The organism is Nocardia vinacea NBRC 16497, assembly GCF_000308835.1.
GTDB lineage: Bacteria > Actinomycetota > Actinomycetes > Mycobacteriales > Mycobacteriaceae > Nocardia > Nocardia vinacea.
Window position 1 is genome coordinate 56,168 of sequence record NZ_BAGN01000015.1, and the last position, 15,333, is coordinate 71,500.

The window sequence follows — 15,333 nt, forward strand, 5'->3', positions numbered from 1 at the left end:
GTCGGCTGAGGCATTGGGCGCACCCGCGATCAGAACGACCGCAGTGAGCGATACGCACCACCACAACCATGCACCACGAATTCTCTGTTCTAGCTTCACCGCAGCGCGTCCGTCTTACAGCGGGATCGGGTCACCGTAGACCGCGACCGAGTCGTCGGCTTGGGTGGATTTCGCGGCGATAATCGTGTACGAGCGGATACTTGCCGGCCCCACACAGCCGTCGATCTTCACATGGGCATTGCGAGTGGTGATGAATGCCTTGGTGTCCTCCAGCGGCTTCTCGCCGGTAGGGAGATCGACAACCTTGCCCGGTGCCAGCGTGACCTGGAAACTCGGCGAAATCGAGGCGGTCGGACCGATATTCGCGCCGACGGTGGGTGTCGGGATGCCGGGGTTGATGAGGATGCCCGGGGTGAAGCCGACGTTCACCGAAGCGCCCAGGGTGATGGATGTCAGATCTACCGCACATCCGACGTGGTAGCCCGTCCGTAGTACCACACCCTGCAGCTTTGAGCCGTGCCCCGCGATCGAGCCGTAGGCCTGGTTGGTTACGAAGACTTCGCGGGTGGTGCCGATGCCGTTGAGTGGGGGGACGCGGTTGGCTTCCTCGTTGCGGTGGCCGACCGCCAGCTGCCAGCCGTCCTCCATGGCGACGGAACTTTCATGGGGTGGCAGGGACAGCCCCTCCGCCTGGGCATTCGTGGCACCGGCCAGCAGAGCGGCACCTACAGCCGCCATAGCCGGGATCAACTTCTTGGTACGCATCAGCTCCCCCTTTTCGATCGAATGAACCGGGTCGACCAACTCCCTGGGTCGCTCGGCATTGCGCCCGGAACGCTAGGGCGCAGTTGGCGGACACCGCAATCCCCGCAATCGCGCCGTACATAGGGACTGTGCAGGTCACACGCAGTGCAGATTCAGTCCGGTCCGGACACAGAACAGCAGGGGTCATGGTCGAACGCGCATGCCGAATGGACGCCTGGCAGATTGCACGGAGCTCGCCGGCTCAGTTCGGGCAGGTGACGAAAAATGTTGGAAATCAATGGAACTGAATCATCCTCGCCGCCGTCTATACCTGTCGTAGAGACACAACCGACCAGTCGTTTACGACGACGTGGTCTTCGAACTGTTCGGGGGAGCACATGACGGTGTCATCAACTGGCACAGCCCAGTACGCCAACCACGGGAGGGCCGAGCGAGGGGAGTTCGCGAGACGACTATCTGCCCTGCATCGGGACGCGGGCGCCCCCTCACTGCGGTATGTCGCCACGCTGGCTCAGCAGCGGGCGCGCAATACCGAGGGCGGGGGTCGTTCGGCACTGGCGACGGCGCAGCGGATCAGCGACTGGATGAACGGACGCAATGTTCCGGCGCGGTTTGAATCGCTGGTTCCGGTCCTGCACGTATTGGGCGCACGGGCACGACGCCGCGCCGGAACACCCCGCCAGACAGTGAGTCTGCAAGCCTGGAGGTCACTGTGGGCGGCGGCGCGGCGCGCCCCGGCCGCCACATCGGACACCACGACCCAACCGCCGTATCCGAATGCCGATGGGTTCTCAGAAGGGCAGGAGCCTGCCTTCTTCGGGCGGCAGCGTGCGATTGGTTCCATCCTGGAGATGGTTCGAGCATCGGCAAGTTCACAGCGCAATGCCGATGCCATAATGCTCACCGGTGCGTCCGGTATCGGCAAGACCGCGCTGCTACAGGCCGGCGTTATTCCGGCTCTGAGCACAGAGTCGACGCGGTGGGAGGTCGTCGTCACTACGCCAGATCGCAATCCTCTCCGCTCGCTGGCGCGAACATTCTGTGCCACAGAATGTTTCAGCACAGCCGAGCCTGATCTCGACGCCGTCCGGCGATGGGCTGGTGACCGTCGGCTGCTGCTGATCGTCGACCAATTCGAACAGTTGTACCGGCCTGATGTTGATGCGACGGTCCGCGAGAGGTTCCTGATCTGGCTGAAGCAGGTGTCGACGATCGGGTCGGTCCTCGTTGCGGTGCGATCCGACCAGCTCACCAGTTGCTCCCAGCATCCATGGCTGGCGCATGCCGTTCAGCACAACAGCTTCACACTGACCCCCCCAGATCGTCAGGAGTTGATGTCGGCCATCGTCGGTCCACCACGCACATGCGGAGTCATTGTCGACCCTGCCGCAGCAGAACTGCTGATCACCGAGTTGGAAGTAAACCGACCAGGCAGCGACGGCCCTACCGCCGACGCCGGCGCGCTACCCCTGCTGTCGGCGACCATGCGATCGATGGGGGCAGGGCACAGCGGACGTCGACTGGACCTTGCCGCCTATCGCCGGGTCGGAGGCGTGACCGGAGTAGTCAGTCGAATCGCCGAACAGACCTGGGAGGCGTTGACATCGGCAGAACAGCTCGATGCACGTCCCATCCTGCTGGCATTGGTGACCGTCCATCGCGACGGCACCATCACCCGCCGCCGGACATCGACCGCCGAACTCGCTCGAGTCGCCGCACGAACCAGCACCGGGCCCGAACTCGTTCACCGGTTGGTGCATGCACGACTAATCACCCTGGAATCCCGGTATGCCTGGCTCGTGCACGATGCCCTACTGAAGTGGGATCGACTATCTGGCTGGATAACCGAGTATCGATCACAACTGATCTGGCGGCAACGCATCGAGGACGACGCCGCCGAATGGGAGGCCGCCCATCGCGATCCCGGCTTGCTCTACAGGAGTATCCGGCTGACGACGGCAATCCAGCATGCCGACCCCACCATGACCACCCTGGCCACCGCATTCCTCCGCGCTTCCGCCAGAGCTGAACTCGCCGCACCGCCAGCTCAGCCCCCATCCGAGATTGAGTATCCGAAAACCGTCCGACATGAGGGCCAGGGTGCTGGTCCGCGGCGGCTGGTGACGTAGCTGCGGACGGATTCGCGGCGGCGTTGTCATGTACCCACCGCAGCGCAGCCTGCTGGTCTAGCAACCCCGTCGTAGAGAACGCCGGATCGGCCAGGAATCCCAACGCCCCAGCCGGTAGTTGCTGGTGACTACGACCATGTCCCTGGCGGCGACGAGCCGCGACGGATCGTAGGAATCGCTGCTGCCAACCTCGAACGCCCCGCTGTGAATCCATACGAGCACCGGCCGCTTCCTCGCCGCGGTCCCGGGCGGGGGTCCCCCCGCAATGCCCCCGACGCCGTCGTGACCACCGCGACATCGACCTAGTCGGCGTGTGCCCGGGACCACCGCATTCACTGACCCACCTCGCCAGCACACAAGCCGCGGCCAGAACCGCCAGCACTCGCAGCACCGGTCCGCGCCGCCGGGCGATCGGCTCGGGGGCAACCAGGATTCTGCCAGGTCTCGGACGGTCCGCACCGACACCGCCGGCGGGCACGGCCAAGACCCGCAGGAGCACCGGAACTGCGGCACAAGATGTCCCCTCGTACACCCCAGCCAACCATCGGACCTGTTCGGCACCAGCCACAGCGACATCGAAGATGCGACCAACAGATGCATCTTGGGCCATCGCGCTGTCATATCGAGGGACGCAGGGCGGCCACAGCGGAGCAGGTTCACGCATCCGCGATCGATCGCCGTCCCTGTCCCCCGCCGAGTATCCCTGAATCAGCTCCAAGTAGAGGCTCGTCGAACGGGAAGGCCCTCGAGACAGCGCAACTGTCCGGACCGGACAGCGAATTCAGGGTGATGACGTCGGATGATGGAAACAGCGTCGCGCCTAAGGTGCGGGTGGATGACTTTTAATGGGTAGGGTGAATGACGTTGATCAAATCAGATAAGCACCTACAAATATCTGAATGCTGTCTGCGTGCCGACTCAGTGTCGGATATATCCACTCTGCTCGAGATCGGGGGCCAATACAAATATGGTCGAGGTAAATGTAAATTCCACGGATGACCGATGGTGGAAGCGCCTACCGGTCTCGATAAATTGCGCCTACGGGGATCCGCTGATTCGTCAGCAAGAGCAGGACACTGCAGAAAAACTGCTTAGACTTCAGGCGGAGGATCATCTGGCACCCTACGGGTTCTGCACAAAAGGACTTCTGTCCAAGCAGGGAGAAAGTCTGCTGTCCCAGATACGTAGAACACCTAACCTTACGTTCAGATACTCGTTAACCGGTCTGGACGAAGGAAAGTACGACTGGGATTCCAGGATCGACACCATACAGCGGCTACACGCAATCTTTCCGAACCGAATCATAATCAGTGTCCGCCCTATTATTCCCGGACGAAACGATGACGAGGCCACGCTCGCACGCATACTCGACGTTGCCGCCGAAACCAGCGGCATTGCGATTATCGGCGGAATCCACGACAAGAATAAGCACAAGCAGCTTGCGCAGCGGGTCGATTCCTTCATGCGGCAATACTCCGAATCCATAGGTGTCAAGTATTTCTACAAGAGCAGCTGCTCCAGTGCGTACTTGACCGGCAGCCCATGCTGGATGCACGTCGACCGACGCGCACCAATAAACCTGCACAGGCTGACGGAAATCGGCATCGATTTCGAACTGGTCCAGGACGGCGAAGGATGCACGCGAATACAGATAGCGCGCGGCACGACCGGAGATATAAATTTCATCCGTTCGATCACCGCGTCGCGTCCAATTATCACCGACCTGATCAGTAATTTCAACGTTATCAGCGGCAGTCCGCGCGATCTCGACATTGAGCACACATCCAGCTGGTATGTCTGGGCGCGTAATCTCCCGCAATGCCTGGGATGCGATTACTGCATAATCGACGATATCTCCTATCTCCAGCGCAACCGTAAGAATCTCGGAGCCGATCCTTCCGAAATTCTTGCAGCGCTCGACTATGGGACAGTTAGCGTCCATCAATACAAAGGCGGATCGTACGAGGCTATGCCGGCCCGGTCCGAGCTAGGCATACAGTACGAGGATATTCGAATCGCACGAGAATGTCGGACCGAGTACTACCGGCAGCAATCCGAAACCGTATCGCATACTTCGGCCTGATCGGCCGAGGAAAATTCACCGCAATAAGAAGGGAGGGTGTCATGGCAGGGCCAATCTCGACGAGCGTCGGACCGGTTATCGTTTCGAACGGACGGATCCAGCGAATGCGGAAGCTTGTTGCTAAGCTGATCCGCGGGTAATTAGTGAGCTTTGTGTGTGCGGCGGCACCGGCCGCCGCACACACAAAGAATGATTTGAGGAGTGCCACGGTTGACTGCTATCACCTCGGCTGTCATGCGCAAGACCATGCGGCTGGTCAACAATGCACCCATTGTGTCGATCTCGGGCATTGACGGATCGGGCAAATCAGGGCTTATCGAGGCATTGGTAAGAAAGTTTCGGGAAGCCGGGATCAACGCCGCGAGTATGCGCTTCGATCTGGAGGACATTGTGTCAGGCTACTCTCTGCCCGACTATATATACTCGCTACATACCAGCGCAGACGAGTACCTCTCTGAGGAAATTATCGCCGATTGTATCGCATTCGAATACATGCGGTTCTATATGAAGGCGGTCGCGGCGCGTGAGCCGGACCTGGATTTGCTGATACTGGACCGATATCTTTGGGACTATCTTCTTACCAATGACATCGCATTCAATGCACTCACAGATACACAACGTGCGCTGATGAAGGTTCTTCCGATGCCGGCGGTCAGTATTTTTCTCGACTGCGATGTCGAGATCACATTGGCGAGAATCATGAATCGGGCGCGGGTCCGGACGAAGCTTGAGCGGGAAGACATACTGAAGGTAAAGCGGCAGAGATATGTCCAGCTCGGAGCCGAACTGGGTGGAGTCGTCATCGATGCTGCACAGTCGCCGGAGCAAGTACTGAAAGACGCGATGGCGGCGGTCCTTCCCCACGTCGTAACGCCCAGGTGAATAAAATGAATGAGCGCATCCGCCGTCCGCACGCGACGGGCCGCCTGCGGTTCTTCCTCGCGGCAATGTTTGTTTCGAGTTTCGGCACGTATCTAATGCCCAACATCATTGCATACACGATGTTGGAATCCAGCGGAAGCAATCAACGGTGGTTCGCCACGATCTTTCTTATTGGTCAGGTACTTCCATTCCTTGTAACACTGTCTCTTGCGAGCGTGGTCGACCGCGCTGGCCTCTATTCTAAACTCCTCGCGACGCAATCCGTTCTAGCCCTCTCATGCTTTACCTATGCGGCATTCTCGCACCTGTATCAGTCGCGGATCATGTTGATAATCGGACTGCAGGCTATTCTTACTGCGCTGGCTGCGATATCAACGCCTGCCGTGACCCGCAGTCTCACCATAATAGCCGCCGACGACCAGTGGCTGGAGGAAGCGGCGAGGAAAACCACGCTGTATCGAAGTGTTTCTCAACTCCTGGGGCAAGGGCTCAGCGGAGTTCTTATGGCCGCCGTTGGTGCAGGAATTCTGGTAGCCATAAATGGAGCCAGTTTTCTGGCGATGTTGATGGCAGTATTTTTGAATCGTCATAGCTATCAGGAGGTCGATCGGCGGGAGGATATCGCCAGCCGAAGACCGGCGATAGGAGGGGTTCTAGGGCCCCTACATGGCCGGCCGAGCTATCAGCTCAGTATTCTCTATCAACTTCTCACGAACATCGTGGTGGTTCACCCGTATCTAATCTTCACCCCTGTGATCCTCAGTCAGCGGTTGGGTGTTTCGGATGCTGCCGTACGTTGGGGGGTGCAGGGCGCAGCTTTCGCGTTCGGTGCGATCGTCGGAGCAGTCATCACGAAACGGATCAAGTTCCGCCAGAGACTGTCTCTCTCTGTCGGGTCGGGATTTCTGGAGATTCCTATAATGGCGATCCTCGCTTTAGCTCCGACATCGGTGCTACTGATACCGGTGGCAACGATCAGCGGTTTTCAGAGTGCGGTCAGCCGTATCCTATTCTCGCAGCAGATGTTCAAAGACTTCCCAAAGAATGAGATAGGCCGCATGGCATCGTTGGGAAGTCTTACCTGGATAGCCTCTTCAGCGATCGTCTCTTTGGCCAGCATGGCAATAGGTTCGAATCATTCGACCACCTTGTTCGCCACGTTGTCCGTAGTGAATGTTCTCATTACCGCCGCGTTTCTGGCTGCCGTAATACGAAGTGAGAAAAACAATGAGGAATTTGCAACAATATGACACGGATCTCGAGTCGGTGGCCGTCAGTTGCGCTAACGAGTTTGATCTCGTCAAGGCTAGGAAGCTAGGTGTCCAGACAATTCTCGTGGCGGGACACGTGAATGTTGGCATTGAACATACCCACCTCGTCGACTTTCTGGAAGTTTCAAACGAGTTTCCTTCGGACCATTTCACAACCGAATGCCTACTGTCCGGGGCGCGGGCCGTACGCTCGGCCACGGGCAGTATGACTGTCCGGCCCGGGAGTTGCTACGTCATTCATCCGAACGGTCTGGTGGAACCGTTCAGCGGATCTGAGCCAGCTCTCATGGGGTTCCAATCCAGCGCGCACGCGATACACAGCGCAACCCAGGGAATGACGGTGTCGGCAATGCTCGCCATGGACCGATTTCATGGATTCGACAGACGAGCTCTCCTCCATTCCGATTATATTGGGCTGGGTCCTGTTCGAATGGAAAGACTGCTGACGTCGACTGACAGATCCTACGCGCTGCGGCAGCTCGGCCGAGGTCTACCACGCGAGTCCGTGCGGTCGATCACCGGAGCCGTTCAGAATGCGCTCATTCCGGCCCTCGAGCTCGCAGAGGCGGAGCACCTGCCGCTGTACATCAGGCTTCCACTCTACCGATGGGAGGAGGAGCGCGCTGTCCTCGACGGCCGGGAGGGCGCAGCGCCGAGTCCGGACGTGCTGAGCAAGTTCTATGAAATTCACATTCGGGGTCTGATCTCGGCGGTGCGCAGGTACCCCGGTACGGACTTGACTCTCGTCGTCCCTATGTATCAGGACGAGTCCCAGGTGATATCGGCCATGGAAATCGCAAATGAGATCGGCAGTCTGAACTGTGGTCGCCCGGGCGTGGGAATTGTCGTCGAGACACCCTTCTCATCCATTTCTTTCGGTGACACGTCCCCGCGTCCATCTACTATCTGCGTTGGGACCAATGATCTCGCATGTGCGTTCACTGGGAGGACTCGCAAAGAACTCAACATGCTGAGCGGGTCGGAGACGGATTTGCTTATCGACCGATTGACGGACTACCTGCATACTGAGCTGGATTCGTTACTTCACCGCTTCGAAGATCGCCCCAAGACGGTCTTTTGCGGAGCATTCGGGGCTGTACTGAGCAACCGGCTCATGGCAAGAGGCGTAGTCGTAGACGCTGTGTCGATCCGACCGAAGAACGGTTTGAGATGAGATCACTGTCGGCGGCCGGCGCGTGGAGTATCTTCCCGGTTCGATCGACGGGAAGTCTGCTGTTTCGCAGGCTGCCGCGTGAATATCAGAGGTTCCTGTTCTGGTCAGCTTGCGGCGATTATGCCTCGGCAGATCGCGCTCTAGAGGGAAGTAACGAATGCGTCGGGCTCGACCACCTACTGCTCGTGGCGTATCACAACAGTGTGCTGCCGGCCGTTGCAGCAACGATCGGAAATAGATGTGACGGACTGATATCTATTGCGGCGCAGGCGTCCGCGGAGCGATTGGCGCTGAGACAAAAGTATGTGCGAGATGTCGAGGACAGCATCGCCGGCGCACTTGACGCGGATGATGTGATATATCGCATTATCAAGGGGGGAAGGCTCGCTCGATATTACCCGGATGCGGCTTTGCGATCCTATCGTGACATTGATATCCACATTCAGCGGCCGGACGGTCTTCGGGCAGCGGTAGCAGAGTTGGGAAAGCTGAACGCCAAGATTTATCGCGCGCCCTGTTCGCTTGACGAATGGAATATGAAGGGCTTTGTATTCAAGTGTGCTGTGCCGGTCTCGGCAAATGAGACTGTAATTGTCGAACTACATGTCGGTTCTGTACATCTGGGCTATGCCGGTGGTTGCTTGGCCAATCTCGATGAATCGGTCGAGCCGGGATCATCCGCATATGACCTGCTGATTCAATCGTGTGAATGGAAGAGTCGTTATGGATGGTACCAGCTTCGCGATTACACGGACTTCCATTTCTTGACCGGGGGCACCGGCGAGCTGCAGTCGTCCGTTCTGTCACAGGCACGCTCATCCGAGCTCATCATGTCCCTTTTGACTGTTGCCGCTGGTCATAGTTCGATGGTCGATGCTGCGATGGACCTACATCTGCTCGGGCGACGTGAGGCACTCGTAGGTCTTTTCCCGGAGATATACCGGTGTTCCCGTCGTGCTCTCCTGCCGATACACGGCATACAGTCAATATTTGGCATGGGTCCGTCGGCGCAGGCGGGTGTAACGACCTGGCTGGAGGGAGAATTGGACGCCGACGCCGTATCCAGTGCCGTCGAATGGGTGAGACGGAGCAATGGCGATATCGGCTTAACCTCACCGATGGGCACCATATTCCCGCCACAACAGGCAGTGTCAGAGTTTTTGGCGGCTAGCAATGAATAGCTTCGAATATGACCCGAAATCGACCGACTACACCGCAACTCGGCATATCCCAGATGAGGTCAGTGCAGGTGTAGCGTCTACAATACTGGATGAATGTCCGGGGGCAATCCTCGATCTGGGATGCGGTAACGGTCGCTTTCTATCTCGTTTCGAACTATCAGGCAGAGCAATTGGACTGGATCTGTCGACGGCGATGATACGGGAGTATCGTGGCAAGAACAGAAGCGGTTGCCCAGTACCTACGGTGCGCGGTGATGTCGCACAGCTGCCGTTCATTACCGACTCGTTCGGCGCTGTTCTCGTCGTTTCCGTGTTTCAGCTTCTGTCCAGCAGTGCCTTCGAGGCTTGCCTAGAGGAGATCGACCGCGTGCTTGTGATCGGCGGAAGGCTGTATTATGGCTGCACACTTTACGAAGGTATGGATAGTCATCTGTTCGAGTATGTTCGGTTTGCGTTACCGCGGTCATTGAACCGGTCGGTGGAGCGCTCCGAGGAGCGAATCGGATTCGATAGCATACCGTCGGGGATACTTCAGCGATTCAGTCTTGAAATGACCACATGTGTCGGCAGCTGGATGTATACGGCTCGAATCGCCGATGTTATAGCTGACGTGTGCGCGAGGAAGTTCTCCGAATCGTTCGATTGGTCGACCGACACGATCGAGATGTACCGAGAGACGGTATCGGCCTTCGTCGGTCGTTCGGGGCATAGAACCAGCGACGAGATATGCGTACGCAAGGTGTTCAACCTTACCCGATACTGTGGCGAAAGTGGTGGGCGATCGGCGATGCCCGGCGACCAGCCACCGTGCGGTGCTGCGGATCCGCTCGAGAACCAATGGAGTCGTCGTGGCACTTCACTCTCATTTTGTATTTGAACAGTCGCGGGTGGATAGTCTCCAAGACGGTGGCATGACTTACCGCCTGGTGCGGGCACTGGGGTCGACTGATACAAGTGGTCCGTTGGATCAGCCTGGACGGTTGTGTCAGTGTGTCGAATTGCTGGCGGATGTGGCAGGGGCCCACTTTGCGGTGTCGGTTTCCGCGTGCCACCGTGGGTTTCAATGGGTGCTGGGACGTTTGGCCGAGGGGCTGATCGACGGCCCTGCCGAAAAGCTCGTCATCGATACGCCGACAGCGGATGGCTGCAGATGCCTTACGGAAATCAGTCGTGAATATCTTACCCATGAGATTCTATCGGAACAGGTGGTCAGCAGCTTGTTGTATACGCCCGTCCGTGGCCTGTCGCATAATTATTGGTTTGCCCACCTGATTTGAAAGCCGCCAATGTTCGCATCATCCCTCGCTGCAGTTAGGTACATACGATCTGCGCTGGCCGCCGGAATCGAAGGCGAGACGTCGTCAGAGCCGTTTCTATCCGTAGGCAAAATCCGCCGGAATCTGCGACTGGCCGTCGAGTTGCGCAGAATTCGCAATCGGTTCGGCAAGCTTGACTACGTCGGTTTATCTTCTCCATGGATTCGCGATGTCGAGCTCTTTGCCGATAATTTGCGGTCGGTGTTCGTGTATGAAATACATCTTCATTTTGTGCCGGTGATGGTGGCGAATCTCCACAGCGTGTTCGGGTGGCAAGATGTTCGCTATTCGATAAAAGATATCTGTGAGGACTTGCGAAGTGGCAATGTTCTCACCGCAGGGAGCTGTGACTTCAATTCTCCATGGATCATCAACTTGGATTTCTGTGCTGATGTGCCTGCGGATCTTGTCGTTGATGTGGCGTTCAGCGTCCGTGAGCGCGTTGCACTGCAATCAGCACCAACGGCTGGGATCGTGGCCATAACGTTCCGCTGTGCCGATCATGACTTTCCGGCGCACTTACTCCGGGACTTGATAGCGTGTTTATCTGGCGCAGGGGTAGACGTCGCTGCCGCAAAATCGAGTAGCTACCGCGGAAACCTGAGCGAGCTGATGGGGCACATATGGGTTCGCGTCGATGCAGCGGGGCTCGCGGCCCCGAGTTCAAGCAGATGGCCTGGCATGAGCGGGCACCGCTGAGGGAGGTGCCCCACGCACTATACGACGATCCAGCGCTGTTTCTTGGCAAGCTCGATACGTGCAGTTCTGAAAGAGTCGGACGCCTTATGGAGCAGTCGTTCCGTGGGATCGATTGTTCTTATGCCATTCGGGCAGTCGAGAACGAAGAACGCGTTGAAGCCGCCATTGTCGATTGCGACAAGGCTGTAGCCACGCGGCTCCAGTAAGTTGGAATACGCTCGTAATGAAGCTCCGAAATACCATGATCGGCCGACTTCGTCGGAGTTCGGATCCACTGCAACCGAAGTGCTGTATTGAAAGATCTCTTGAAATTCGACCACGATAAGCCGCGGCAAGTTGAAATCAAAACTCTTCAGGACCCAGTAGTCGAAGCTATCGATATCGAGCATCAAGATGTCGATCGGCTGGTCGCCGAATAGTTCTTCGGCGTTTCGAGCTGTGACCTTGCTGCGCAGGATCTGGATATCCGCCCACCGAGTCTCCGGTCGTGATGCATAGAATCGGGCAGATCTCCTGACACGGCGGGCGGATATGTCCACGAGGCGACCGGAAAAGCCCCAGTTCAGAAGTAGGTTGGCCGAGTTACTCATTTCTGGGTTGCCACAGCCTATATCGAGCAGTCGGCGGTTGCCGTGTCCGATGTACTTCAGTATCGCCAGCATTATTCCGTCCTCATTGTTCTGGCTGTATACCGAAATGTCGGATAGTGTACTAATTGTACCGATATCGACAGGTGTCGTCGCGCAATCGATGGTATTAGCATATGCTTGTTGCTGCAGATGTCGCGCAATAAACGTGACCGCTCGATCGGTGCTGCATCTGTCGATATTCGGAAACAATAGGAACTCCAGGTTTCGGGCTGAGGTGCGACGGTATCGATCAGCACAAACTCGGACCACAGGTGACCGAGTGGATTTTCTGCCTCGGGCGCATGTAGCTTTCAACCGTTGGATGGAATTCATGCATTTTTCCATCCCCGGATCTCTCGAACCGACTTGTCGAATCTTAGCTTTCCGGAACCCTGTGAAGTCAACCGGTATCGACACAAAACCGCCGCTCACCAGGGTCGGATTCATGTCCGGTCCGGACAGAGGCGCTTGTACGGAGCCGGGACGGCCCGATGTGACGGGAGGTACGCGAAGGCGACCTCGTCCAGACGAGTAATTCCTATCGTGCGACCCCGCGCTATTCGGCCATCTTTCGGGGGACCAGGAATCACTCGGCTGTTGAACGAGCGAACCGTCCTGTCGTAGAAACTCCACCGCCGTGCCCAGGCTGGTACCCATCTTATTCAGGTGCTCGCCCACGTGGCGATGCGCTTGTAAAGCGCGGCTCCGAGTTGTCCTATCTGTCACGCTGCGATCGCTCGCGCACTGCGCGGCTTGCCGCCATCCAATAGCCCGCCACAGCTTCGGAGACGCCGGAATGGAAACAGGCCGTGGTGGCACGCTCGATCCAATTGCCGATGGGCGCGCTGGTCGTCCGAAAGGCCGGCGCGCGATCGTGCGAATTCTTACCTATGGATACCGTGGGCGAAACAACGGCTGTTTTGCGACCACTTGCTTCAGTCCTTCTCGGTAGTGACTGTCAGAGTCCCACGCGCGAAGGTCTTGAGGATGCGTTGGTGGGTTTGGCGGGGCAACTGGCGGTTGCCGGGCTCGCCGAAGCGGGTTCCAGGGCTCGCCGAGGAGCCGACCGATTCCGGGCCACGACCAGCAGCCCGAGGGTGGCACGGCTGCAGGCGACGGCCAATCGGCCGAATGCCGAGTTGAATTCGTCGCGTGGTGAGAACGGTTCCGGTCGGGGTTCCGGTGCCGTCGTACTCCGCTTGTTCGAGCGAAAATCCCACTGAGAGAAGGTCATCGAGCCGCGATTCGACCGCCTGCATCAGCGGCAGGTCGATATCCGCCGCTTCGGGGTCCGGCAGGCCGGCGACCTCGAGTAGCGTCGGCACACCGGTTCCGACCTGCTGCCAGACCCGGGCGACCGACGCGGACAACCCGTCGCCGACGACCAGAGCCCGATCCGGCTGCCGAGACGATAGGGTCGCCGCGCCGCCGTAGCTCAGTCGGTAGAGCGCTTCGCCCATAGTGAAAGGTCGGGGTTCGACCTGCCTCAATGCTCGACCAGGCGGGTATACGTCCGACCTAGAAGGGACCGCACACAGCCATCTAGTCTGCCCATCGTGCTGCGATGACCTGCTCGTTTCGCTATCCGGCCCCGAGACGATAGACTCGCGTGGCCGAAAGGCACGCCGCCTTAGCTCAGTCGGTAGAGCGCTTCACTCGTAATGAAAAGGTCGGGGGTTCGATTCCCCCAGGCGGCTCAATATCTTTTGCTATACGTGCAGGCTGGGCCTATTTTTTGGAGTCTCAGATTTGCTCGAGACGCTTTCGGCGCCATTCCATTGAGCCCCATGACCTACGTTCGCGATGGCTTCCTCGCCGCTTTCAACGGGGCGTCCGGATTCACGACCCATTCCTGACGGTTGTCGCGATCGCTGGACTTGCCGCCCTGCCCAGCCTGCTGGCCGTCGCGGATCCGGAGCTGCCTGGGAGACTGGTCGATGATGGACACCAGCCAGCCCGTGCGATCATCTGTCCGCCGCCGACCGCGCGATCGTCGCGCTACGATCGTGCGCGCGGCGAGCGAGGCCTTCGCCCGGCACGGCTATCACGGCACCTCGATGTCTGACATCGCCGCGGCGGTCGGAATCACCTCCACCGCGCTGTATCGACATTTCCGCAGCAAGCAACAACTGCTCGGACACTGTTTGCTCGATGGTCTGGACGTCACCGTGGCGCGGCTCGACAACGCCCACCGCGCCGACCCTTCGGGGGGATCGGTGCTGACCGAGTTGGTGCGGGTCGCGCTGGAATTGCGGGGTCTGCCGCGATTGTGGCAGCTCGAGTTCCGCAACTTGCTGCCGACGGATCGCATGGGAGTGCTCGCGCGTGCGGTGCGTTTGACTTGCTATCTCCGCACCGCGATCCGCGCACGCCGCCCCGACCTCGCCCCGGCCGATGTGGAATTGCTGAGCTGGTGTGTGCTGTCGGTCGCGGTCAGTCCGTCCTATCATCGGGTCGAGCTGCCGGGGCCGCTGTTCGCCGAGGTGCTCGACAACGCTGTGGCCGCAACGATCGACGTCCGGCTACCGACCGGCGTGGCCTCGGAGAGGCGCGCGGCGCGGGCAGCATGGGTGACCGGTGACGTCGAATTCGATCGCGGAGTGCGACCGGAACGGTTGATCGTCGCTGCCGCGCGCTTGTTCAATACGCGAGGGTACGCCGCGGTGAGCATCGAAGACATCGGCGCGGCGGTCGGGGTGAGTGGGCCTGCTTTGTACCACCATTTCGCCGGTAAGGCGGAGCTGCTCAACCAGATTATCGATCGCAACGATCAATGGATTCGCCTCTACATGTCGCGGGCATTGACCGAGGGTGACGATCCACGTCAGTCGCTGTTGCTGCTGCTGTCCTATTTCGCGCGCTTCGCTGTCGAGCAGCCCGATCTGATGGGGACGACGGTCAGCGAGGTCGCGCATCTGCCGCGGGATCTGGCCGAGCGCTACCGGCAAGCACACCGTGACGGCGTCATCCGCTGGGCGCGCATGCTGCAGACTGTGCGTCCCGAGCTGTCGTTGCCGACGGCGCGAGTGTCCATCCAGGCGGTTACCACCGTTGTCATCGACGCGGCACGCAATCCGCGGCTGAGCCGCCGAGGTGACATCGTCGAGGCTCTGGTGGCCGTGGGCGACGCGATCGCCTTCTCCGGCCGCACCCGCTCCTGATCCAGGGTAAGCGCTGTTCCCAGAAATTTATCGTTCATTAACT

The 15,333-nt window shown here is 58.9% G+C and carries 13 protein-coding genes, 1 tRNA gene and 1 pseudogene; 11 read left to right on the forward strand and 4 right to left on the reverse strand.

The genetic code is table 11. The features are described from left to right. Positions 1-114 precede the first annotated feature (114 nt). Positions 115-765, reverse strand: a complete 651-nt coding sequence (locus tag ON44_RS02235; protein ID WP_040686123.1) for an MspA family porin — start codon at positions 763-765, stop codon at positions 115-117. 383 nt (positions 766-1,148) lie between these two features. Between ON44_RS02235 and ON44_RS52265 the strand changes: the two genes are divergently transcribed. Then, a complete protein-coding gene (locus ON44_RS52265) occupies positions 1,149-2,894 on the forward strand; it encodes an ATP-binding protein (RefSeq protein ID WP_245566983.1) in 1,746 nt (581 codons plus the stop codon). A gap of 13 nt (positions 2,895-2,907) precedes the next feature. On the opposite strand, the pseudogene ON44_RS52270 reads toward ON44_RS52265, so the two are convergent. Then, positions 2,908-3,149 (reverse strand): annotated as a pseudogene (locus tag ON44_RS52270) (carboxylesterase family protein); the annotation flags it as partial. A 712-nt stretch (positions 3,150-3,861) separates the two neighbouring features. Here ON44_RS52270 and ON44_RS02245 point away from each other — a divergent pair. The 8 genes from ON44_RS02245 (at position 3,862) to ON44_RS49845 (ending at position 11,500) form a co-directional block, all read left to right on the forward strand. After that, a complete protein-coding gene (locus ON44_RS02245; protein ID WP_040686080.1) occupies positions 3,862-4,977 on the forward strand; it encodes a radical SAM family protein in 1,116 nt (371 codons plus the stop codon). Between the two features lie 210 nt (positions 4,978-5,187). Beyond that, positions 5,188-5,859 (forward strand): dTMP kinase, encoded by a 672-nt coding sequence (locus tag ON44_RS02250; RefSeq protein ID WP_157187027.1) that lies wholly within the window; start codon positions 5,188-5,190, stop codon positions 5,857-5,859. 5 nt (positions 5,860-5,864) lie between these two features. Then, entirely contained in the window at positions 5,865-7,109 is a 1,245-nt protein-coding gene (locus ON44_RS02255; RefSeq protein ID WP_040686082.1) for an MFS transporter, read from the forward strand. A 526-nt stretch (positions 7,110-7,635) separates the two neighbouring features. Then, entirely contained in the window at positions 7,636-8,304 is a 669-nt protein-coding gene (locus tag ON44_RS49840; RefSeq protein ID WP_157187028.1) for a hypothetical protein, read from the forward strand. Beyond that, positions 8,301-9,485, forward strand: coding sequence for a nucleotidyltransferase family protein (locus ON44_RS02265; RefSeq protein ID WP_040686084.1), 1,185 nt, complete (start codon positions 8,301-8,303; stop codon positions 9,483-9,485). Before ON44_RS49840 ends, ON44_RS02265 begins: the two co-directional genes overlap by 4 nt. After that, the gene (locus tag ON44_RS02270; RefSeq protein ID WP_083897607.1) at positions 9,478-10,362 is read left to right on the forward strand and encodes a class I SAM-dependent methyltransferase; all 885 of its coding nucleotides are present in this window, start codon (positions 9,478-9,480) and stop codon (positions 10,360-10,362) included. Before ON44_RS02265 ends, ON44_RS02270 begins: the two co-directional genes overlap by 8 nt. Further along, on the forward strand, positions 10,334-10,762 hold the full coding sequence (locus ON44_RS02275; RefSeq protein ID WP_157187029.1) for a hypothetical protein: 429 nt from the start codon (positions 10,334-10,336) through the stop codon (positions 10,760-10,762). The genes ON44_RS02270 and ON44_RS02275 overlap by 29 nt, the downstream gene beginning before the upstream one ends. A gap of 9 nt (positions 10,763-10,771) precedes the next feature. Next, a complete protein-coding gene (locus tag ON44_RS49845; RefSeq protein WP_157187030.1) occupies positions 10,772-11,500 on the forward strand; it encodes a hypothetical protein in 729 nt (242 codons plus the stop codon). A gap of 17 nt (positions 11,501-11,517) precedes the next feature. Here ON44_RS49845 and ON44_RS02280 read toward each other — a convergent pair whose 3' ends face one another. Both ON44_RS02280 and ON44_RS02285 read right to left on the reverse strand, forming a co-directional pair. Next, a complete protein-coding gene (locus ON44_RS02280) occupies positions 11,518-12,162 on the reverse strand; it encodes a hypothetical protein (protein ID WP_040686087.1) in 645 nt (214 codons plus the stop codon). A 902-nt stretch (positions 12,163-13,064) separates the two neighbouring features. After that, a complete protein-coding gene (locus ON44_RS02285; protein WP_040686088.1) occupies positions 13,065-13,589 on the reverse strand; it encodes a hypothetical protein in 525 nt (174 codons plus the stop codon). A 164-nt stretch (positions 13,590-13,753) separates the two neighbouring features. On the opposite strand from ON44_RS02285, the gene ON44_RS02290 reads away from it, so the two are divergent. Together ON44_RS02290 and ON44_RS02295 are read left to right on the forward strand one after the other, a co-directional pair. Beyond that, positions 13,754-13,826 (forward strand) — tRNA-Thr (locus ON44_RS02290). 309 nt (positions 13,827-14,135) lie between these two features. Then, on the forward strand, positions 14,136-15,290 hold the full coding sequence (locus ON44_RS02295) for a TetR/AcrR family transcriptional regulator (RefSeq protein ID WP_169338026.1): 1,155 nt from the start codon (positions 14,136-14,138) through the stop codon (positions 15,288-15,290). Positions 15,291-15,333: the final 43 nt, after the last annotated feature.